Origin of the sequence: uncultured Parvimonas sp., from assembly GCF_963524015.1 — a bacterium.
Lineage (GTDB): Bacteria > Bacillota > Clostridia > Tissierellales > Peptoniphilaceae > Parvimonas.
In genome coordinates, this window is the sequence record NZ_CAURDT010000005.1 from 38274 (window position 1) to 58805 (window position 20532).

Consider the following 20532-nt stretch of genomic DNA (forward strand, 5'->3'; position numbering starts at 1 on the left):
TTATTTATGAAAAAAATTAATTTATTAGATAATAGGATTTATAGAAATTTAGTTATGCTTTCGCTTCCAATAATGACTACATCCTTTATTCAAATGTCTTATACATTGATGGATACTTTTTGGGTTGGAAAGTTAGGTACTGAAGCAATTGCTGGTGTCGGCATAGTCGCATTTATTATGTGGTTTGCAAATTCTTTAGTGTTAGTTTCCAAAACAGGAATTGAAATAGGAGTAGCTTATAGTATAGGTTCAAGGGATGATAAACAATTTAGAAAGTATATCGATACTTCAGTTGTGATAAATTTATTTATGTCCATAACCTTTGGAATATTATTATACATTTTTGGTATTGATATAATAAAATTTTTTAATATAAAAAGTGAAATGGTAAATTCTCTTGCTAATAGCTATTTAAAAATTGTATTATTAGGACTTCCATTTACTTTTTTAAATCCTCTATTTTCAGGAGTGTTTAATGGATCAGGAAATAGTAAAGTTCCTTTTATTGCAAATTCAGTTGGACTTATTATAAATATAGTTTTAGATCCAATACTGATTTATGGATACTTTGGACTACCGGAATTTGGTGTTAGTGGAGCAGCAATAGCTACAACTTTATCCCAAATTCTTGTTACATTCATTTTTATAATTTTCTCAATTTCAGATGGGAAAATTCTTAAAGGCTTCAATTTGGTTAAAAATTTTAACAATGCTACACTTAAGGAAGTTCTAAGACTTGGTATTCCAACTGCTTTTAAATCTTGTATATTTGCATTTATTTCTACTATTTTACTTAGAATAATAGCAAATTGGGGAGAAAATGCAGTTGCTGCAGAAAATGTCGCAGTTCAAATAGAAGCTATAAACTGGATGACTGTTGAGGGTTTTTCTATTGCTTTATGTGCTTTAATTGCTCAAAATTTCGGGGCAAAAAATTATGAAAACATACAATCCGGTTATAAAAAAGGACTTAGGATAATTTTAGGAATTGGAGTTTTCTGTTCATTCTTTCTGTTTTTTTCATCAGATTATATAATCAAATTATTTATAAGAGATGACTTAAATACAATTAGAATGGGTGTTAGTTATTTAAAAGTTTTAGCCTTTTCAGAGATATTTTTAGCACTTGAAATTGGAATTTCAGGAATGTTTAATGGGCTTAAAAATACAAAAACGCCTACAGTAATAAGCACCTTTTCAAATGCACTAAGAATTCCCCTTGCTTATTTAGTTTTATATCTAAAATTAGATATAGTTTATATATGGGCTGTAATTTCTTTTTGTACTTTTTTAAAGGGAATATTAAATTATATTTTCTTTAAACGATTCATCAAGAAAAACTTTGATTTTGAACTTTGATGTATTGAAAAGATTTTTTTATATTAAAGTTGATTTTAAATAAATTTAATACGTTGAACTATATAGTGCTACGTATTTTTTATATTAATTTAAAATGCAACGTGCATTTTTTTGTTTTTTTATGATATAATAAATAAAAATAAAATTGATTAAAGTAATATGTTTTAAATTTACAAGGGTGATTATATGCTTAGACTATCTAAATATTTTAGTTCGGTTAAATTGGATGATGATTTGTATGCGATTTTTAATAGATTATATTTTAAAATTTTGTATGTAAGAGAATTTGAACTTAAAAAAATATTAAATTATGACATCGATATGGAAATATTATCTTTAATGATAGATTATTATATATATTCTTCAGAAGAAATGGATAATTATATTTATGAAGAAATTATTAAGTCTTTTACAGAAGATAGTTCTATAAGAACTATATACATAATACCATCAGAGTTTTGTAATATGAATTGTAAATATTGTTTTATATATAATAATTCAAATAATAAAATAAAAACAATTATGGATATTAATATAGCTGAAAAAATAATATATAAAATTTCAAAATATATGAGATATATTAATAATGATAAAATTATGATTCAATTTTATGGAGGAGAACCAACTTTAAATTGGAATATTATAGAATATATTGTAAATAATTTAAAGAACTATAATATAGATTGGTCTATTATAACTAATGGAACAAATTTTAATAATAAAATGATTGATTATATCAAAAGAAATAATATATCGGTAGGTTTATCTTTAGACGGACCGAATTTTATTAATGATATAGATAGAATATATACTCAAAAAAGTATTAATTTTTCTAAAATTGTTGAAAATTTAGACAGATTGTTATGTAAAAATATTAATTTATCAATATCATTGACTTTAACTATGAATGTTATAAATAACAAAGAAAAAGTATTAAATTGGATTAAAACTTTAGGCGTAAAAGGTGTAAATTATAATTTATTACATTTTAGGAATGTAGAAACTGATTTTTTGAAAAAATATTATTCAGATTCTACTAATTTTATTATAGATAGTTATAATACAATAGGGGATAAAATCTATGAAGATAGAATTAATAGGAAAATTTTATCTTTTAATAATAGAATTTTTAAATATAGTGATTGTTCTGCAGGTGCCGGAAAACAAATAACTATTAATTCAAGTGGGGATATTGTATATTGTAATTGTGATTTTTTAAATAAAAATAAAATTATTGCAAATATAAAAGATGTGAATATAGAAGAAATAACAACTTTTAATTCTATAAAAGATGAATGGATAAATAAGTTACCTATATATAACAAAAAATGTATTGACTGTGATTCAATATTTATTTGTGGAGGTGGTTGTATTTCTCATCATAATAATTTTGGTATAGATGAAGGATTTTGCATTCATACACAAAAAATGTTGTATTGGTTATTGAAAGAAACATATAAAAAAATCTAAAAATATTTTATTATGAGGACTGTGTGTAATGTGGAGGTACTTTTATGAAAAAAATAGATTATTCAGATTTAAAAATTGATGAAAAAGAATCATATTTAGGTAATTGTTCATGTAATAATTGGTCTACTCATCCACCTATTTTTGGACGAATAGATGAAAGAAAAAGAATATTTAAAAACGAAGAAATGGAAAAAATAGATAAAATTAAGTAGTACTATAACATAGTGTATAGATATTTATAATAAAAAACACAGTCCTCAATAATAAAAAATAATAATTAGGAGGAAATTATGCTGAAATTATTATATAATAATATAAATTTTATGGATAAATTAAAGCTTGGAATATTAGTTTTATTTGGTGCTATATCTGAGCCTTTAATAGCTTATTCTTATATTTTACTCGGGGAAAAATTTTCTAATCCTTTAAAACTATACTCTTTTTGGAGTATATCTAAGATAATAATTATAATATTGATTTCCCTTATTATGGCTGGAATTAATTATTTATTTATGGATATATTATGTAATAATATTATTACTGATATTAGAAAAAAAGCTTTTTGTAAAATTTTAAATAAAAAATCTATAGAAATTTTAAAGAATGAAAGATCGGTTTATTATAATGATATTTTAAAAAAATTGGAAATTTGGAAATTTAGATACCTTAAAAGTGTCTTTGATGTTGTTGAAATTAGTTTACAATTAATATTTATTGCAATATTTATTTCTTTAATAGATTTTAGAATAACTCTTATTATGATAGTTTTTTTAATTCCACTCATAGTTAATAATATATTTTTTCCTAAGAAAATGGATATAGCATATGGAAAATATTTAGATAAAGATAATGAACAATTAGGAAGAATTAAAGAATATTTAGATGCAATTTTATTTATTAAAAATAATAGAGAAGAAAAAGAATATTCTAATAAAATTAATATTGTTTTTGATGAAACTAACTATGCTTGGAGAAAAGTTTCAATACTTGGTAATTTGAGTGCGTTTATTGCTAATAGTGGGGTTGTATTATCAAGAATAGCTGGCATTTTAGTAAGTTTAATATTTTATTTAAACGAATATATTTCTATAGGAACTTTTTTGGCTTTAGTACAATTGACAATGTTTGTTAATGAACCTATAATTAAATTAATTAATGCTGTTATTGGCATAAATTCAGTTAAAGATATTAATAATTATATAAAAGATTTATATGAATCTGAATTAGCTGAATGTACAGATTTTGATATAAATTTTGATAAATTTGAAATTAATAATTTAAATTTCAAGTATGATAAAGAAATAAGTGTTTTTAATCGTAATTTAAATATAAATTTTGAAAAAGGGAAAAAATATTTAATAGTAGGTAAAAGTGGATCAGGAAAAAGTACATTTGTAAAAATTCTTATGAAGTATTATACTGATTTTTTAGGAGAAATAAATATAGATGGAATATCTTTAAAAGAATTAGATGAAGAAATTTTAAATAAAAATATTTTTTATATTCCACAAGATATATTTGTTTTTAAAGATAGTATAAAGAATAATATAGATATAAAAAATAATTTTAATGATTCTGATATTATTAATACTTTAGAAAAATTAAATTTACAAGAAATTTTAATAGGTAATGGATTATATAATATTATTGGACAAGAAGTAAATTCTTTATCAGGTGGAGAGGCAGTACGTTTATATATAGCAAAAGCAATCTTATCAAATAAAAATATTATAATTGCTGATGAAATATTGGCAAATTTGGATAAGAATAATTCTATCAATGTTGAAAAATTATTATTATCTTTAAAAAATATTACTTTAATACATATTGCACATAATTATAATAAAGAATGTTATGAATTATATGATGAAGTTTTTAATTTGGAGGAATGATATATAATGAAAAATAAAAAATATCTATTTATAGATATAGATGATTATCATTATGAAAATAGAATATACCAAATTGATTCGGATTTATATGAACAATATATTACATTATTAAATGAATCTAAAAATTTTAAAATAGATGTTGATATTTTAAGGTTTTCGAAATTGTATGGTAAATTTGATTATAAAATATCTAATTTATTTAAAACGATAGATAAATTTGTTGTGTATATATTAAATTTAAAAAATTTAAAATTTTTAAATATACATATAAATTATAGAAACTTGTTATTTGCATTATTAATTGCTGAAAAAGTAAAAAATATAAATAAAAATATTTTTATTATATTTTCTGGTCAGTATATGAAAACTCTAGATTTTAGTGAAATAAAAATTGTGGATTATATAGATTTTGTATGTACTTCAAAATCATGTATACAAAGTTTTTGTAAATTAAATCGTAGTAAATTTTTAAAATTAAATAAAGTTGATACTTTAGAAAAAATAAAGTTTGAATATAAGGTTTTTGATAATATAAATTTATTAAGAGAAGTAGTTAATATAAAAGTAGGAGAGGGTTGTCTATTTAATTGTCATTACTGTACATTTAAAAATTTTTATTCTAGATATCATCAAATGAATTTTATAGAAATAATTGATATTATGAATAAATACAACTTGGTTTATGGAACAAATAGATTTATTTTTAACCATGAATTATTTATATGTGATAATTTTAAATTAAAGAATTTTTGCTATGAATTAATTAATAATAAATATATTTTTAAATGGTCTTGTAGTACAAGAATTGAATTTTTAAATTTTGAAAATATAAACTTATTAAAAAATAGTGGCTGTGATTGTCTTTTTATAGGATTAGAAAGTGGCTCGAAAGTAACTCAGAAAAAAATGAATAAAAATATAAAGATAGACAATATTTTATCTACTATTGAATTATTATCTAAAAGCAATATAAATGCAATTTTTTCATTTATATATAAATATCCAACTGAAACAAGAGAGGATCTTATAGAAACATTCAAACTTATGTTTAAGATAAAAACTATAGAAATTAAAAATAAAAAATCGATATTTATGTATGAATTGAGTAAAATAAATTTTTTTCCTAATACACTAATAACACATAAATATTATGATAGATTAAATTTTGATATATATAAAAATTACGATATATTATATTTCCCAAACGAAATAGTAAAGTTTATAGAAAATAACAAAAAAATATTTACAAATTATTTTAATCTATCTGAAAATATATCAGAATTATATGTTAGATTTGATGAATTTGTTTTATTTATTTTTAATGAATATATTTATATTTACTATAATAAAGTAAGAGAAATTTTTGAAAAATATAGTTATGATATTTTATTTTTATATGCTATTATTCTTGAAAATTACAGAGATGAGGTATATGAAATACTAGATAAAAATGACAATGTTAATATTGATAACGATAAAAATGAAAAATTTAATAAATTAGTTAATAAAATTTTATAATTAATTGAGATAAAAATTTAATGAATGTTTAATGGGCTTAAAAATACAAAAACGCCTACGATAATAAGTACCTTTTCAAATGCACTAAGAATTCCCCTTGCTTATTTAGTTTTATATCTAAAATTAGATATAGTTTATATATGGGCTGTAATTTCTTTTTGTACTTTTTTAAAGGGAATATTAAATTATATTTTCTTTAAGAAATTTATAAGGGAAAACTTTGATTTTAAGTTATAATGTATTGAAAAAAATTTAAAAATATGATATTATATTTTTGTTATATTTTATAAAATTTTTGATTGAAAGTAGTAAATATATTCAAATTTTTAGAGAGTTATTGTTTGGTGGAAAATAATATTTTGAAGTATTGAACTTGTTCATAAAATGCAAATGCCGTTGATTACGTTATAATCTTAGAGTGAGTTTAATACTAATTAGAGTGGTACCACGGAATTTATACTTTCGTCTCTTTATGAGGCGGAAGTTTTTTTATTACTTTATTACGAATGGAGGAATGTTATGAAAAATTATGATCCAAAAAATATCGAAAAAAAATGGCAAGATATTTGGGATGAAAAGAAACCTTTTAAATGTGAAATTAATGATAAAGAAAAATTCTATCCTTTAATAGAATTTCCATATCCATCAGGTCAAGGACTTCATGTAGGTCATCCAAGACCATATACTGCAATGGATGTTGTAAGTAGAAAAAGAAGACTTGAAGGACAAAATGTATTATTTACAATGGGTTGGGATGCTTTCGGTTTGCCAACTGAAAACTATGCGATGAAAAACAAAATTCATCCGGAAATTGTAACAAAAAATAATATTGCAAACTTTAAAAAACAATTAAAGCGTATTGGATTTTCTTTTGATTGGGATAGAGAAATAAATACAACAGATCCTGAGTACTATAAATGGACTCAATGGATTTTTATGAAGATGTTCGAAAAAGGGCTTGCTTATAAAATGGAAATGCCAATAAACTTCTGTACTTCTTGTAAAGTAGGTTTATCAAATGAAGAAGTAGTTGGCGGTTGTTGTGAAAGATGTGGTAGTGAAGTTATTCATAAAGTTAAAAATCAATGGATGTTAAAGATAACAGAATATGCAGATAGACTTATTGATGACCTTGATGAAGTTGGCTTTATTGACAGAGTTAAAACCCAACAAATTAATTGGATTGGTAGAAGTTATGGAATGGAAGTTAAATTCCAAATCAAAGATATTGATGATACTATTTTGGTATATACTACAAGACCTGATACAATTTTTGGTGCAACTTATATGGTTATATCCTGTGAGCATCCATTACTTAAAAAATATGAAGACAGAATAAAGAATAAAGAAGAAATAGAAAAATATATTTTAGAAGTTCAAAAGAAATCTGAATTTGAAAGAACTGAAATGAATAAAGATAAAACCGGGGTTAAAATTGATGGAATAACAGCAATTAATCCTTGTACTAAAAAAGAAATTCCTGTGTTTATTTCTGATTATGTTCTAATGACTTATGGTAGTGGAGCAATTATGGCAGTTCCTGCACATGATACTAGAGATTTTGATTTTGCTAAGAAATTTGGATTAGAAATAGTTGAAGTTGTTAGTGGTGGAGAAAATGTTCAAGAAAAAGCATATACGGATACTAATAATGGAATTATGGTTAATTCAGATTTTCTAAATGGACTTTCAGTTAAAGAAGCAAAAGAAAACATTTTTGAATATTTATCAAAACTTGGTATTGGAAATAAAAAGACAAACTTTAAACTTCGTGATTGGGTATTTTCAAGACAAAGATATTGGGGAGAACCGATTCCTTTGGTAAATTGTGAAAAATGTGGTTGGGTTGCAATTCCGGAAGAAGAACTACCTTTAAAACTTCCTGAACTTGAATCTTTTGAACCTACAGAAACAGGAGAATCTCCACTTTCAAAAATTGATGAATTCGTAAATTGTACTTGTCCTAAATGTGGAGGAAAGGCAAAGAGAGAAACTGATACAATGCCACAATGGGCTGGTTCTTCATGGTATTATTTAAGATATATGGATCCTAATAACAAAGAAAATCTTGTCGGAAAAGATGCTTTAAAATATTTCAATCAAGTTGACTGGTATAATGGTGGTATGGAACATACTACATTGCACTTGTTGTATTCAAGATTTTGGCATAAATTTCTTTATGATATAGGTGTAGTAAATACAAAAGAACCTTATTTAAAAAGAACATCACATGGAATGATTCTTGGAGAAAATGGAGAAAAAATGTCTAAGTCAAGAGGAAATGTTGTAAATCCTGATGAAATGATTGACAAATATGGGGCAGACGCATTGAGATGTTACGAAATGTTCTTAGGAGATTTTGAAAGAAGTGCGTCTTGGTCTGACGGTGGAATTAACGGTTGTAGAAAATTCTTAGATAGAGTTTGGAAATTACAAGAAATTACAAATTCATCCGAAGAAATGACAAAATCTTTGGAAAAATCAATCCATAAGACAATTAAAAAAGTATCAGAAGATTTTGAAAGTCTTAAATTTAATACTGCAATAGCAGCTCTTATGACTTTAATTAATGAATTTTATTCAGTGAAAGAAATTTCAAGAGAAGATTTAAGAATATTCTTGATTTTATTAAATCCAGTTTCTCCACATATTACTGAAGAAATATGGGAAGAAATGAATTTTGGTGGATATATCTTTGAACAAACTTGGCCAAAATATGATGAAGCTAAAACAATTGATTCTGAAGTTGAAATGCCTATTCAAATAAATGGAAAAGTAAGAACAACATTAATGATTCCAAAAGATGCAAAATTTGAAGATTTTAAAGAATCACTTTATGATAACGAAAATGTTAAAAAATTTATAGAAGGAAAAACTGTTGTAAAAGAAATTTTTGTTCCGGGAAAAATTTGTAATATAGTTGTTAAATAAAAATTTATAAATAATGGATATGATTTTAATTTATATTAATTAATAAATTTGTTTTCAAACTACAAAAAAGTAAGTTTAATAGGCTTACTTTTTTCGTATATTTTTTGATTTTATGGTAATATAAACAATACAATGTTGAAAATTCTTTAATTCTCAACGTTGTATTAATTATGTGTTATTTAAGCATAGCAGTTCAATTGTGATATAATTAATTTGCAAGATTAATGTGTTTATCACATCATTACAGATTAGTTTCTATCTTGTGGGGGCTTTTTTGTGGATATTATGATTATTATATATTTGATAATACTTAATATCCCTAATACAATACTAAATGAGCCAATTCCACTAAGTAATATACTTGATGAACATAATAATACTCCACAAAATATATTCAAAAATCCTGATAATAAGTATAATATATTATATTTTGATTTACTATAAGATTCGTATTCATCTTCTTCACTATTATCCATATCAATATCAATATTTATATCTTTAATAGATACAGTAGTTTTATTATATACTTTATTATAAATAGCTTTTTTAGGATTATTTACTATACCCATTCCTGATTTTCCATACAGTGGATTAAAAGAAGATTTTGCTTTTCTATTAATCATTCCAGTTGTTCTTGAGCTAGTCATCTTTTTAACACTTGGTGTTCTTACTCCAATCTTCATTTTTTCCTCCTAATTATCTATAAAAATAATATATAAAAGACAAATTTTCTTATAATTTTTGAGATTTCTATATTGTACAAATGGATAAGCACTTTATTTATGCCAATTGATTATACTGTAGTAAAATTATATCATATAAAATTATTCTAATCAAATAATTATTAAAAAAATTAAATTTACTTATAAAGATTGGATTATAAATAAAATTATAAATGAATTAATTGTTTAGATAAATTAAATATTTTAAAAATAATTTGAACTAAGAAAATATTATAAATTTGATATTTTGTTTGTTTGAGAAATTACTAAAAATATGGTAAAATAGTAAATATAATTAATAAGATGTGAGGTGTTTTATGAATAATAAAGTTGCATTGGTTATTGAAGGCGGAGCAATGAGAGGAGCTTTTTTAAAAGGAGTTTTAGATTGCTTTAAAGAAAATGAAATTAAATTTCCATATATTGTAGGAGTATCTGCAGGAGCTATTACAGGCTTTGAATTTTTTAGTGGAATAGAGTTTGATGTTAATAAATTGTTTCAAGAGTTTTTGAAAAATATGGAATTATTAAAGAATTCTTCTGAGCCTATTGATTTGAAATCAACAGTTAATAGTATTTTTAATTTTCCTGAATTTGATAAAAGTTTAGATGGAGATTTTGAAGCAGGGGTAACTTCTTTAATTGATGGCAGTTATAAATTCTTTTCAGCAAAAGATGCAAAAAACACTTCAGATATGGTTGATAAGATAATAGCTTCATCTTCTCTTCCAGATATGGCAAAATTTGTAGTGATTGATGGAATTCCTTATTTTGATGGAGGAATGTATAATAGCAATCCACTTGAAAGAGCAATTGAAAAAGGTTATGAAAAGTACGTAATTTTACTAACTAGAAATAGAGGTTATAGAAGAGAGGATTCTGATGTTAGTGATAGAGTAAAGTATGCTTATAAAGATTATCCTAAATTTATTGAATCAATGAAAAATGAAAAATATAAATATAACGAAACTATGGATTTAGTAGATAAACTAGAAGCAGAAGATAAAGCATTAGTTTTTGCACCTATTAATCCTTTAAAATTTAAGTCGTTTACAACTAATATGCAAGATGTTGTAGATTTATATAAGGAAGGATATATGATTGCAAGTCAAAGTATTGAAAATGTTAAAAAATTTGTTTAGGAGTTATAATGATATACGGTTTATCTGATTTGCATTTAGATTATACTGGAGATAAGTCAATGGAGGTTTTTGGATCCGCTTGGGAAAACTATGAAGAAAGAATGTTTAAAGCTTGGAAAGAAATTGTAAAAGATGACGATTATGTCATTGTGCCTGGTGATATTTCTTGGGCATTAAAAATTGATGAGGCCTACAATGATTTAAAGAGAATTGAAAGTCTTCCAGGAAAGAAAATTTTTTTAAAAGGCAATCATGATTTATGGTGGAGTAGTCTTAATAAAATAAAAGAATTAGATTTAAAAAATATGTTCTTTTTACAAAACAATAGTTTTGAAACTGAAAAATATGTATTTATTGGAACAAGAGGTTGGATTTCTCCAAAATCTTCTGAATTTTCCGAAGATACAGATAGAAAAATCTACAATAGAGAACTTATGCGATTAAAATTAAGTTATAATTCTGTTAAAAATAAAGAAAAGGAAATAATTTGTCTTTTTCATTATCCACCAGTAGAAAAAGATAGGACTTTAAATGACTTTGGATTATTTGTTAAGGAACATAATATAAAAATTGTATTATATGGACATCTACATGCATATTCTTTAAATAATGTTGTGGATGAAGTAGTCGACGGAATAGAATTCCATTGTATTTCCGCGGATTACTTAAAATTTATCCCAAGACTTATTAGGAGATAAAATGGAGAAAGAGTTAGAAGTTAAAATTTTAAATATAGATGTTGAAGAAGTTAAAGCAAAATTGGAAAATTTAGGGGCAAAATTTTTGAAAAGTGAAAATCAAGAAAATATAAGGTTTACATCTTCAAAATTTGATTATATTCCCAAGGGAAGTTTTTTGAGAATTCGAAAATTTTTAGATAAAAATGGAAAAGAAATTAATTCAGAGTTAACATATAAAGAGCATAAAGAAAATAAGTTGTTGAAGGAATTTAATGAATATAATGTTTCTTTAGAAAATAGTGAAGATATGCTAAAAATTTTAAATTTTTTAGGATATGATAAACTTGAAATAGAGAAAAAATTTAGAACATCATATAAATTAAAAAATGCTCATATTGACATTGATATATGGGATAAAGAAGTTTATCCTGATCCATATATGGAAATTGAAGTTTCGAATTATGGTGATTTGTGTGAAGTTTTAAATTTATTAGAAATAAGTGAAGGTGATGTTTGCCTTAAATCTTTGCCTGAGCTTAAAGAAGAATTAAAAAGTAGGAGTTAATATGAAAGAGTTATTAGGAATTTTGGTGAAAAAAAGAACATCAGTGCTTATAGTTTTACTTGCAATATTTATAGGAATGTTAGTAACATATTTGCTTAGTAGACTAAAAAATAGATTTGTTAAATTTATTCCTGCATTTGTTTTAATAATTGTTGGAACAATATTCTTAGCTGACGGTTGGACAAACATTTTAACTGCAAGAGGTATAAATTCATTATACTATGCTATGATTATAGGTACTAGTGGTGTTGTTTCACTATTCTATGCTTTAATACTAATGAATTTTAAGAGAAAGTAGGTGTGTATATGGGTAATATAGCCGCATTTTTTGACATTGACGGAACTATTGCAAGAGAATCACTTATGATTGAACATTTTAAAAGACTTATAAAGTATGAAATTTTGGATGAAAGTGTTTGGGTTGATGATGTAAAACAATTATATATGGAATATGTTAATAGATATGGGGCGTATGACGCCTATATTGAAGCACTTTCTGAAAAATATAGAAGTGATTTAAGAGGTTTTGATATAAGATATAATAAATTTATTGCAGAACAATCTATAAAAAAAGTATTTGAAAGAGTTTATGTTTTCTCAAGAAATCAATTAGAATTCCATAAAGCAAATGGACATTTAATATTTTTTATTTCAGGAAGTCCTGATTTTTTGGTTAAAGAAATGGCTGAAAAATATGATGTTACAGAATTTAGAGCAACAAAATATTTGTTTGATGAAAATGGTAAGTTTACTGGTGAAATTGTACCTATGTGGCATAGCGAGGGAAAAGATGAAGTATGTAATGAGATTATAGAAAAATATAATATAGATGTTGAGAAATCTTATGCCTATGGAGACACCACTGGGGATTTATCAATGCTTAGAAGATTTGGTAATGCTTATACAATAAATCCTTCAAATAAATTATTACAAAGAATAAAAAATGATGAAGAACTTTCAAAAAAAGTAAATATAATAGTAGAGAGAAAAGATGTTATTTATAAATTAAAGGCAGATGTAACAACTTTATAATTTTTAATATTAAGAACATAAAAAAAGTAGCCATTGGGCTACTTTTGTTTTTTTGTATAACTATGCTTTAGCAATCTTTTCTCCGAATGCTACACAATCATCTTCATCTTCTGGTGTAGGACAATCATATACGCAAAGTGGTTCAGCTACAATTTTAGCTCCAACTCCTTCGCATCTAACTTTCCAGTCTTTCATCCATTTTTGTCCTTCATTCCATTCGTAAGATCCGAATAAAGCAATTTTTCTTCCATTTAATTCTTCTTCAACTTCTTCGAACATCGGTTCAAAGCTTGATTCTTCAAGAACTTCATCTCCCATTGCTGGGCAACCAAATGCAACTAAGTCATAATCATTTAACATATCTGCGCCAAAATCGTCACAGAAGATTACTTCTACTTCAGAACCTGCATTTTCAATACCTTCGGCGATACAATCAGCCATTTTTTCAGTATTACCTGTACCTGACCAATATACAACTGCTACTTTCATTTAAAAGTCCTCCTTAAATTTTGAATAACAAAATAAAAATTTATTGTATTTATATAATATACAATATAAATTATAATTAAATTTAAAATATTGATTTTAAACTTAATAACAATTTCTACAAGATAATAATAACAATAATATAAAATTTTGTCAACTATTTACAAAATTTTTACATTTTATTTTATACAATGAATAGATTAGTTTACTATAAAACTTAGAAAAATATCTTTAAATTATTAAAAAAATAATCGGTAAAAAAATTTTTTTAATAAAAATGTTTTAAATCTTGACATAGGGGAATAATAGTAATATAATATTGTTAGCAGTCTAAGAGATTGAGTGCTAAAAAGAGGTGATAAAATGCTTGATGATAGAAAATTGAAGATTTTATATGCCATAATAGATAGTTATATCAGCACATCTGAGCCAATTGGTTCCCGAACGATTTCAAAACAATATGATATGGGAGTCAGTTCGGCAACGGTAAGAAATGAAATGAGTGACTTGGAAGAATTAGGATTTTTAAATAAAGCTTATTCATCTTCTGGCAGAATTCCATCAGATAAGGCTTATAGACATTATGTTAACTATTTGTTGTCTTCACATTTTGATGAGATTTCAAAAAATATGTATGGAATTGACATTTTATCAAAACATATTAATGAAAAAAATAAAATTTTTAAAGAATCCGCAAAGATAATTTCTGAGGTAACAGAATGTATCACAGCGACTATGATTACGGATTATATGGATTGCTCTGTTAAGAGTATTGATGTCATTAATATAAGCGGAAATTGTTATGTTTTGGTATTGGTTTTTGATAATGGAAAAGTTATAAATACAGTATTTGATTCGAAAACAGAACTTAGTGGAGATATATTACAAGATTTGATATTTTACTTGAAGAAGTATTTGATAAATGTTAAAGTATCAGATTTAAATGAAAGACTAGAGTATTTGAAACTTACCTTTGTTTCAAAAATCCCTTTTATAACAGAAATTTCTGATTTAATTGGTAAAGAGATTTCAAAGAATGAAAAATCCAGTATTGAACTAGAAGGAATTTCTAATATATTTAATTTCCCAGAATATCGAGATTTAAATAAAGCTAAAGAACTTATTCATTTCTTAGAAGATAAAAATGAGCTTGAAGATTTATTTTTAAGTTATAGTGGAGATAAAATATATGTAAGTATAGGAAGTGAAAATAACAAAGACTTTTTAAATGAAAATACAATAGTTGCAACATCCTATAATCTTGGGGACGGTAGCAAAGGAAAGATTGCTGTTATTGGACCTACTAGGATGGATTATGAAAAAATAATATCAGCTATGTTAAGTATAAATGATAGAATTAAAGATATTTTAAAATGATGGGAGGCGAAATAGTTGAAAGAAGATAAAAAGGAAATGGAAGAAGAGCTAAAAGAAGAAACTACTGAAGAAGTAGAAAAAAAAGACTTAGAACAAAACTCTTCTGATGAAGTTGAAGAAAAATTAAATTCAGAAATTGAGGAATTAAAAAATCAACTTTTAAGACTTCAAGCTGATTTTGTAAATTATAAAAACAGAACGGAAAGAGAAAAGTCAAATTCTATTATCTTAGCAAATGAAGGTTTAATATTAAAATTGTTGCCTGTTTTGGATAATTTTAATAGAGCTTTTACTCATGTAAATATAGAAGATGAGACGATTAAAGGTTTTGTTATGATTAAAGAACAGTTTGAGTCAATTTTGAAAACTGAAATGGTTGAGGAAATAGAAAGTGATGGTGCTGTTTTTGATCCAAATCTACATAATGCAGTTATGACTGAAAGTAAAGATGGAGTAGAAAGTGGCATTGTATTAGAAACTTTTGAAAAAGGATATAAAATTAAAGATAAAGTAATAAGACCAAGTATGGTTAAAGTTAGTGAATAATTAGGAGGAAAAAGATATGTCAAAAATTATAGGTATTGATTTAGGTACAACAAACTCAGCAGTTGCTGTTATGGAAGGTGGAGAACCAACAATTATTGCAAACGTAGAAGGAAATAGAACTACTCCTTCAGTTGTTGCTTTTACAAAAAATGGAGAAAGATTAGTAGGAGAAACTGCAAAAAGACAAGCAATAACAAATGCAGGAAGAACTATAACTTCTATTAAGAGAGAAATGGGTACAGACTACAAAGTAAAAATCGATGATAAAGAATATAGCCCAGAAGAAATTTCAGCAATGATTTTACAAAAAATTAAATCAGATGTTGAAAGTTATTTAGGAGAAACTGTCTCAGAAGCTGTAATAACAGTTCCTGCTTACTTTACAGATAGCCAAAGACAAGCTACAAAAGACGCTGGAAAGATTGCTGGCTTAGATGTTAAAAGAATTATTAATGAACCAACAGCAGCAGCTTTGGCTTATGGAATGGATAAAGATACTGAACAACATAAAATAATGGTATTCGACCTTGGTGGTGGTACATTCGACGTTTCTATTTTGGAAATTGGAGATGGAGTTTTTGAAGTTTTAGCTACAAGAGGTAACAATAGACTTGGTGGAGATGATTTCGACGAAGTTTTAATGAAATATATGATTTCAGAATTCAAAAAAGAAAATGGTATTGACTTAAGTAAAGATGTAACAGCAATGCAAAGATTAAAAGATGCTGCCGAAAAAGCTAAGAAAGAACTTTCAACAACAATGACTACTAATGTGAACTTACCATTCATTACAGCTGTTGATGGAGCTCCAGTTCATTTAAATATGGACATTAAGAGAGCAAAATTTGAAGAACTATCTTCAGACTTAGTTGATAAAACTTTAGTTCCAGTTAGAGAAGCATTAAATGATGCGGGACTTACTGCATCTGAAATTGATAAAGTTCTTTTGGTTGGTGGTTCAACAAGAATTCCGGCAGTACAAGAAGCAGTTAAAAAATTAATCGGAAAAGAACCACAAAAAGATATTAACCCTGATGAATGTGTTGCCATTGGTGCTGCAATTCAAGGTGGTGTTTTAACAGGAGAAGTTAAAGATTTGTTATTATTAGACGTAACTCCATTGTCATTAGGTATCGAAACAATGGGTGGTGTAATGACAAGATTAATCGAAAGAAATACAACTATTCCTGCAAAGAAGAGTCAAATATTCTCAACAGCTGCAGATGGACAAACAGCAGTAGATATTCATGTTTTACAAGGTGAAAGAGAATTTGCTCATGATAATACAACACTTGGAAGATTCCAATTAACAGGTATTCCAGCTGCTCCAAGAGGAGTTCCACAAATTGAAGTTACTTTTGATATTGATGCTAATGGTATTGTAAATGTTCATGCTAAAGACTTAGGATCAGGAAATGAACAAAAGATTACAATTACTGCTTCAACTAAATTGTCTGAAGATGAAATTAACAAGAAAGTTAGAGAAGCAGAACAATTTGCTCAAGAAGATAAAAAGAAAAAAGAAGTTGTAGAAACTAAAAATAATGCTGAATCTTTAATCTATCAAACTGAAAAAACTTTGAAAGATTTAGAAGGAAAAATTTCTGAAGAAGAAAAATCAAGCATTAATGCAAAATTAGAAGATTTAAAATCTGCATTAACAACTGACAATGTAGATGACATTAAAGCAAAGAACGATGCTTTAACTCAAGAATTCTATAAAATTTCAGAAAAATTATATCAAAATGCTAATCCTCAAGGACAAGGAGCAGAACAAAAGAAAGATGATGTAGTTGATGCTGACTATGAAGTAGTTGATGAAGACGAAAATAAATAGAATAAAAATGCTAAAAGGTAGTGTGTGATGCACTACCTTTTCTATTGAAAAAAAATGTATTTATTGATATAATAAGTTCGTTAAGTTTATTTAAAAAATAATATATTTAAGTGAGGGAATGATATGGAAATTAAGAATTTATGTATTAATACTATGAGAACATTAAGTGCCGATGCCATTCAAAAGGCAAAGTCAGGACATCCTGGACTTCCACTTGGAGCATCACCAATGGCATTTACTTTATTTAATGATTGTATGAAGATTTCTCCTAAAAATCCAAATTGGTTTGATAGAGATAGATTTATTTTATCAGCAGGACATGGTTCTATGCTTTTATATTCATTACTTCATTTATTTGATTATGGTGTTAGTATTGAAGATATAAAGAATTTTAGACAAATTGATAGTTTAACTCCAGGTCATCCTGAATATGGACATACTGCAGGAATAGATGCAACAACTGGTCCGCTTGGACAAGGTGTTTCAATGGCTGTTGGTATGGCACTTGCTGAAAGTCATTTGGCTTCAATTTTCAATACTGATGATTGTAAAATAGTAGATCACTATACTTATTCAATTGTTGGAGACGGTTGTCTTATGGAAGGCATCAGCAATGAAGCATCTTCACTTGCAGGTACATTAAAGCTTGGAAAACTTATAGTTTTATATGATAGTAATAATATTACTATTGAAGGGGATACTTCAACTGCTTTTAGTGAAAATGTAAGAGGTAGATATGAAGCTCTAGGTTGGGATACTTATTTTGTTGCAGATGGTAATAATATTAAAGAAATTAAAGAAGCAATAGAAAGAGCAAAGCTAACTGATAAACCTTCATTAATAGAAATAAAGACAAAAATTGGATATGGTTCAACTAAACAAGGAAGTGCTTCAGCACATGGAGAACCTTTAGGAGAAGATAATATTCCAACATTTAAGAAAAATATTGGTTGGGAATATGAAGAAAGTTTTTACGTTCCAGAAGAAGTTAAAAAATATATGAAAGAAGTTGTTGAAAGAAAAAATAATTTTGTTGATGAATGGGAAAAACAACTTGAAGAATATAAAGCTAAATATCCTGAAAAATATGATTTATTCCAAAAATTTATGAAAGAGGAAATTGACGAAGAAATCTTAAATGATTCATCAATTACTGAATTTGATAAAGACATGGCATCAAGAGAATCAAGTGGAATTGTATTAAACAGATTTTCTAGATTATTACCAAATCTTTTTGGAGGTTCAGCAGATTTAGGTCCTTCAAATAAATCAACAATGAAAGAATTTGACTACTATTCACCTGAAAATAGAAGTGGAAAGAATATTCATTTTGGAGTAAGAGAACATGCAATGGCTGCAATATGTAATGGTATTTCATTACATGGAGGACTTTTACCATATTGTGCAACATTCTTTGTTTTTAGCGACTATTTAAAACCTGCTGTAAGACTTTCTGCGCTTATGAATCAAGGCGTTATCTATGTTTTAACTCACGATAGCATTGGAGTTGGGGAAGATGGACCTACACATGAACCAATTGAACATTTGGCAATGTTTAGATCTACACCAAATGTTTCAATGTATAGACCTTGTGATGCAAAAGAAACAGCTTATGCCTGGATATCTGCATTAAAGAATAGAAAAACTCCAAGCTGTTTAGCACTTACAAGACAAAAATTGACTAATTTAGAAGAAACTTCAGCAGAATCTCTAAAAGGTGGATATGTCCTAAAAGACTTTGGGAAAGACTTTGAAATGATTATAATTGCATCAGGTTCAGAAGTTGGCTTGGCTTACAAAGTTTGTGAAAAACTTTTAGAAGAAAATATTTGCACAAGACTTGTATCAATGCCATGTATGGAAGAATTTGAAAAGCAAAGTAAAGAATATAAAGAAAGAGTATTACCTAATAACATCAGAAAGAGAGTTAGCATAGAAGCTCTATCAACATTTGGCTGGGGTAAATATGTTGGATTAGATGGAATTTCAATAGGTCTTGACACATTTGGAGCATCAGCACCTGCAAATCTATTATTTGAAAAATATGGATTTACAGTTGATGCAGTTTATGAAAAAATAAAAAAAGAATTATTCTAAATAATAAAAATTTGTAAAGAATAGCGAAGAAAAACTTCGCTATTTTTTTATGAAAATATTTTCATAAAATTGTTGAATATATACATATAATTTGTTATAATCATCTTGAGTTGTAAATTATTAAGATTACTAGGAGAATAACTATGAGATACTTATTTATTTATGGTTTAATGGTTTTAATTTTGACAAGATATGTATATATAGGACTTATGTTCTATAAGATTAGAAATAAAGAGTATGTTTCTGAAGCATATAATATTTTAATGAGGAATCCTAAAATGAAAAATCCTGAAAAGATTTTGAAATATTATGGATTATCTCATTTTGTTATTGCCGCTTTAGTAATTATACTCTTTTTTATTGTTGATTTGGTAGTTATAGCGTTATTTGTATGGGTTTTGGCTTTGTTAGAAGACATCTTTTTCATCATAATATCAAAGAAATCTGAAAAAATAAAACATATAATAAGTTTAGTTTCTATAGTAATAATATTACTTTTTGAAATAAAAAGTCTTGATTATTATGAAACTACAAAAAATATTTATAACATTTCATATACAATCGTGATTGAAAACGGAGTAAGTGATTTTAAAGAACTAAAAGAAAAATCTCATCTCGAAGAAATATTAAAGAGTGAAATAAAAAATATCTCTAAAATGAAAGATAAAAAAATTGAATTATACGATCAAAAAGGAAAATTATTAATAAAATCCGACTTATACGAAGCAGAAGTAAAAGATTCTTCTACAAACGAATATGAAAAGCAGGAAAATATAATAAAATACAAAGGAAAATATTATAAAATTTATGAACCTAAGAAATTTGATTAAAATATTAAAATTTGAAATTAAAATAAGATGATAAATAATAAATTAATA

General features: G+C 25.6%; 18 protein-coding genes. 16 read left to right on the top strand and 2 right to left on the bottom strand.

From position 1 onward, the window contains the following. Positions 1 to 6 precede the first annotated feature (6 nt). From RWJ08_RS06135 to leuS, 6 genes are all read left to right on the top strand, one after another. The gene (locus tag RWJ08_RS06135; RefSeq protein ID WP_313961443.1) at positions 7 to 1359 is read left to right on the top strand and encodes an MATE family efflux transporter; all 1353 of its coding nucleotides are present in this window, start codon (positions 7 to 9) and stop codon (positions 1357 to 1359) included. Positions 1360 to 1545: 186 nt separating this feature from the next. After that, the gene (locus RWJ08_RS06140) at positions 1546 to 2829 is read left to right on the top strand and encodes a radical SAM/SPASM domain-containing protein (RefSeq protein ID WP_029948852.1); all 1284 of its coding nucleotides are present in this window, start codon (positions 1546 to 1548) and stop codon (positions 2827 to 2829) included. A 44-nt stretch (positions 2830 to 2873) separates the two neighbouring features. After that, complete coding sequence (locus RWJ08_RS06145) at positions 2874 to 3041, top strand: hypothetical protein (protein ID WP_160164734.1); 168 nt, start codon at positions 2874 to 2876, stop codon at positions 3039 to 3041. Between the two features lie 78 nt (positions 3042 to 3119). Then, complete coding sequence (locus RWJ08_RS06150; RefSeq protein WP_029948853.1) at positions 3120 to 4721, top strand: ABC transporter ATP-binding protein; 1602 nt, start codon at positions 3120 to 3122, stop codon at positions 4719 to 4721. 6 nt (positions 4722 to 4727) lie between these two features. After that, entirely contained in the window at positions 4728 to 6239 is a 1512-nt protein-coding gene (locus RWJ08_RS06155; RefSeq protein ID WP_029948854.1) for a radical SAM protein, read from the top strand. A 519-nt stretch (positions 6240 to 6758) separates the two neighbouring features. Further along, positions 6759 to 9170, top strand: a complete 2412-nt coding sequence (gene leuS / locus RWJ08_RS06160) for a leucine--tRNA ligase (RefSeq protein ID WP_313961444.1) — start codon at positions 6759 to 6761, stop codon at positions 9168 to 9170. A 248-nt stretch (positions 9171 to 9418) separates the two neighbouring features. On the opposite strand, the gene RWJ08_RS06165 is transcribed toward leuS, so the two are convergent. Then, positions 9419 to 9853, bottom strand: coding sequence for a hypothetical protein (locus RWJ08_RS06165; RefSeq protein WP_004833669.1), 435 nt, complete (start codon positions 9851 to 9853; stop codon positions 9419 to 9421). A 356-nt stretch (positions 9854 to 10209) separates the two neighbouring features. Between RWJ08_RS06165 and RWJ08_RS06170 the strand changes: the two genes are divergently transcribed. Genes RWJ08_RS06170 through RWJ08_RS06190 form a run of 5 tightly spaced genes read left to right on the top strand, consistent with a single transcriptional unit; the run spans position 10210 to position 13311 of the window. Continuing rightward, complete coding sequence (locus RWJ08_RS06170; RefSeq protein WP_313961445.1) at positions 10210 to 11034, top strand: patatin family protein; 825 nt, start codon at positions 10210 to 10212, stop codon at positions 11032 to 11034. Positions 11035 to 11042: 8 nt separating this feature from the next. Then, a complete protein-coding gene (locus tag RWJ08_RS06175) occupies positions 11043 to 11732 on the top strand; it encodes a metallophosphoesterase (protein ID WP_009372545.1) in 690 nt (229 codons plus the stop codon). Position 11733: 1 nt separating this feature from the next. Then, a complete protein-coding gene (locus RWJ08_RS06180) occupies positions 11734 to 12279 on the top strand; it encodes a class IV adenylate cyclase (protein ID WP_313961446.1) in 546 nt (181 codons plus the stop codon). Between the two features lies 1 nt (position 12280). Further along, a complete protein-coding gene (locus tag RWJ08_RS06185; RefSeq protein WP_009372771.1) occupies positions 12281 to 12577 on the top strand; it encodes a hypothetical protein in 297 nt (98 codons plus the stop codon). A gap of 8 nt (positions 12578 to 12585) precedes the next feature. After that, on the top strand, positions 12586 to 13311 hold the full coding sequence (locus tag RWJ08_RS06190) for an HAD family phosphatase (protein WP_039868293.1): 726 nt from the start codon (positions 12586 to 12588) through the stop codon (positions 13309 to 13311). Between the two features lie 60 nt (positions 13312 to 13371). Here RWJ08_RS06190 and RWJ08_RS06195 read toward each other — a convergent pair whose 3' ends face one another. Then, positions 13372 to 13800, bottom strand: a complete 429-nt coding sequence (locus tag RWJ08_RS06195) for a flavodoxin (RefSeq protein WP_004833660.1) — start codon at positions 13798 to 13800, stop codon at positions 13372 to 13374. Between the two features lie 360 nt (positions 13801 to 14160). Here RWJ08_RS06195 and hrcA point away from each other — a divergent pair, with 360 nt between their 5' ends. From hrcA to RWJ08_RS06220, 5 genes are all read left to right on the top strand, one after another. Then, entirely contained in the window at positions 14161 to 15174 is a 1014-nt protein-coding gene (gene hrcA, locus RWJ08_RS06200) for a heat-inducible transcriptional repressor HrcA (protein ID WP_009354297.1), read from the top strand. Positions 15175 to 15189: 15 nt separating this feature from the next. After that, positions 15190 to 15720: a nucleotide exchange factor GrpE gene (gene grpE, locus RWJ08_RS06205; RefSeq protein ID WP_009372727.1), complete on the top strand. Its 531-nt coding sequence runs from the start codon at positions 15190 to 15192 to the stop codon at positions 15718 to 15720. Between the two features lie 16 nt (positions 15721 to 15736). Further along, entirely contained in the window at positions 15737 to 17557 is a 1821-nt protein-coding gene (dnaK, locus tag RWJ08_RS06210; RefSeq protein ID WP_313961447.1) for a molecular chaperone DnaK, read from the top strand. A 123-nt stretch (positions 17558 to 17680) separates the two neighbouring features. Then, on the top strand, positions 17681 to 19654 hold the full coding sequence (gene tkt / locus RWJ08_RS06215; protein WP_313961448.1) for a transketolase: 1974 nt from the start codon (positions 17681 to 17683) through the stop codon (positions 19652 to 19654). A gap of 143 nt (positions 19655 to 19797) precedes the next feature. Further along, complete coding sequence (locus RWJ08_RS06220) at positions 19798 to 20484, top strand: hypothetical protein (protein ID WP_313961449.1); 687 nt, start codon at positions 19798 to 19800, stop codon at positions 20482 to 20484. Positions 20485 to 20532 lie beyond the last annotated feature (48 nt).

Coding starts and splice junctions, on each gene's coding strand:
- RWJ08_RS06190 (WP_039868293.1), top strand. CDS start 12,586: ATGGGTAATATAGCCGCATTTTTTGACATTGACGGAACTATTGCAAGA.
- RWJ08_RS06165 (WP_004833669.1), bottom strand. CDS start 9,853: ATGAAGATTGGAGTAAGAACACCAAGTGTTAAAAAGATGACTAGCTCA.
- RWJ08_RS06180 (WP_313961446.1), top strand. CDS start 11,734: ATGGAGAAAGAGTTAGAAGTTAAAATTTTAAATATAGATGTTGAAGAA.
- RWJ08_RS06155 (WP_029948854.1), top strand. CDS start 4,728: ATGAAAAATAAAAAATATCTATTTATAGATATAGATGATTATCATTAT.
- RWJ08_RS06220 (WP_313961449.1), top strand. CDS start 19,798: ATGAGATACTTATTTATTTATGGTTTAATGGTTTTAATTTTGACAAGA.
- RWJ08_RS06195 (WP_004833660.1), bottom strand. CDS start 13,800: ATGAAAGTAGCAGTTGTATATTGGTCAGGTACAGGTAATACTGAAAAA.
- RWJ08_RS06150 (WP_029948853.1), top strand. CDS start 3,120: ATGCTGAAATTATTATATAATAATATAAATTTTATGGATAAATTAAAG.
- RWJ08_RS06135 (WP_313961443.1), top strand. CDS start 7: ATGAAAAAAATTAATTTATTAGATAATAGGATTTATAGAAATTTAGTT.
- RWJ08_RS06185 (WP_009372771.1), top strand. CDS start 12,281: ATGAAAGAGTTATTAGGAATTTTGGTGAAAAAAAGAACATCAGTGCTT.
- RWJ08_RS06175 (WP_009372545.1), top strand. CDS start 11,043: ATGATATACGGTTTATCTGATTTGCATTTAGATTATACTGGAGATAAG.
- leuS (WP_313961444.1), top strand. CDS start 6,759: ATGAAAAATTATGATCCAAAAAATATCGAAAAAAAATGGCAAGATATT.
- RWJ08_RS06145 (WP_160164734.1), top strand. CDS start 2,874: ATGAAAAAAATAGATTATTCAGATTTAAAAATTGATGAAAAAGAATCA.
- tkt (WP_313961448.1), top strand. CDS start 17,681: ATGGAAATTAAGAATTTATGTATTAATACTATGAGAACATTAAGTGCC.
- RWJ08_RS06140 (WP_029948852.1), top strand. CDS start 1,546: ATGCTTAGACTATCTAAATATTTTAGTTCGGTTAAATTGGATGATGAT.
- hrcA (WP_009354297.1), top strand. CDS start 14,161: ATGCTTGATGATAGAAAATTGAAGATTTTATATGCCATAATAGATAGT.
- RWJ08_RS06170 (WP_313961445.1), top strand. CDS start 10,210: ATGAATAATAAAGTTGCATTGGTTATTGAAGGCGGAGCAATGAGAGGA.
- dnaK (WP_313961447.1), top strand. CDS start 15,737: ATGTCAAAAATTATAGGTATTGATTTAGGTACAACAAACTCAGCAGTT.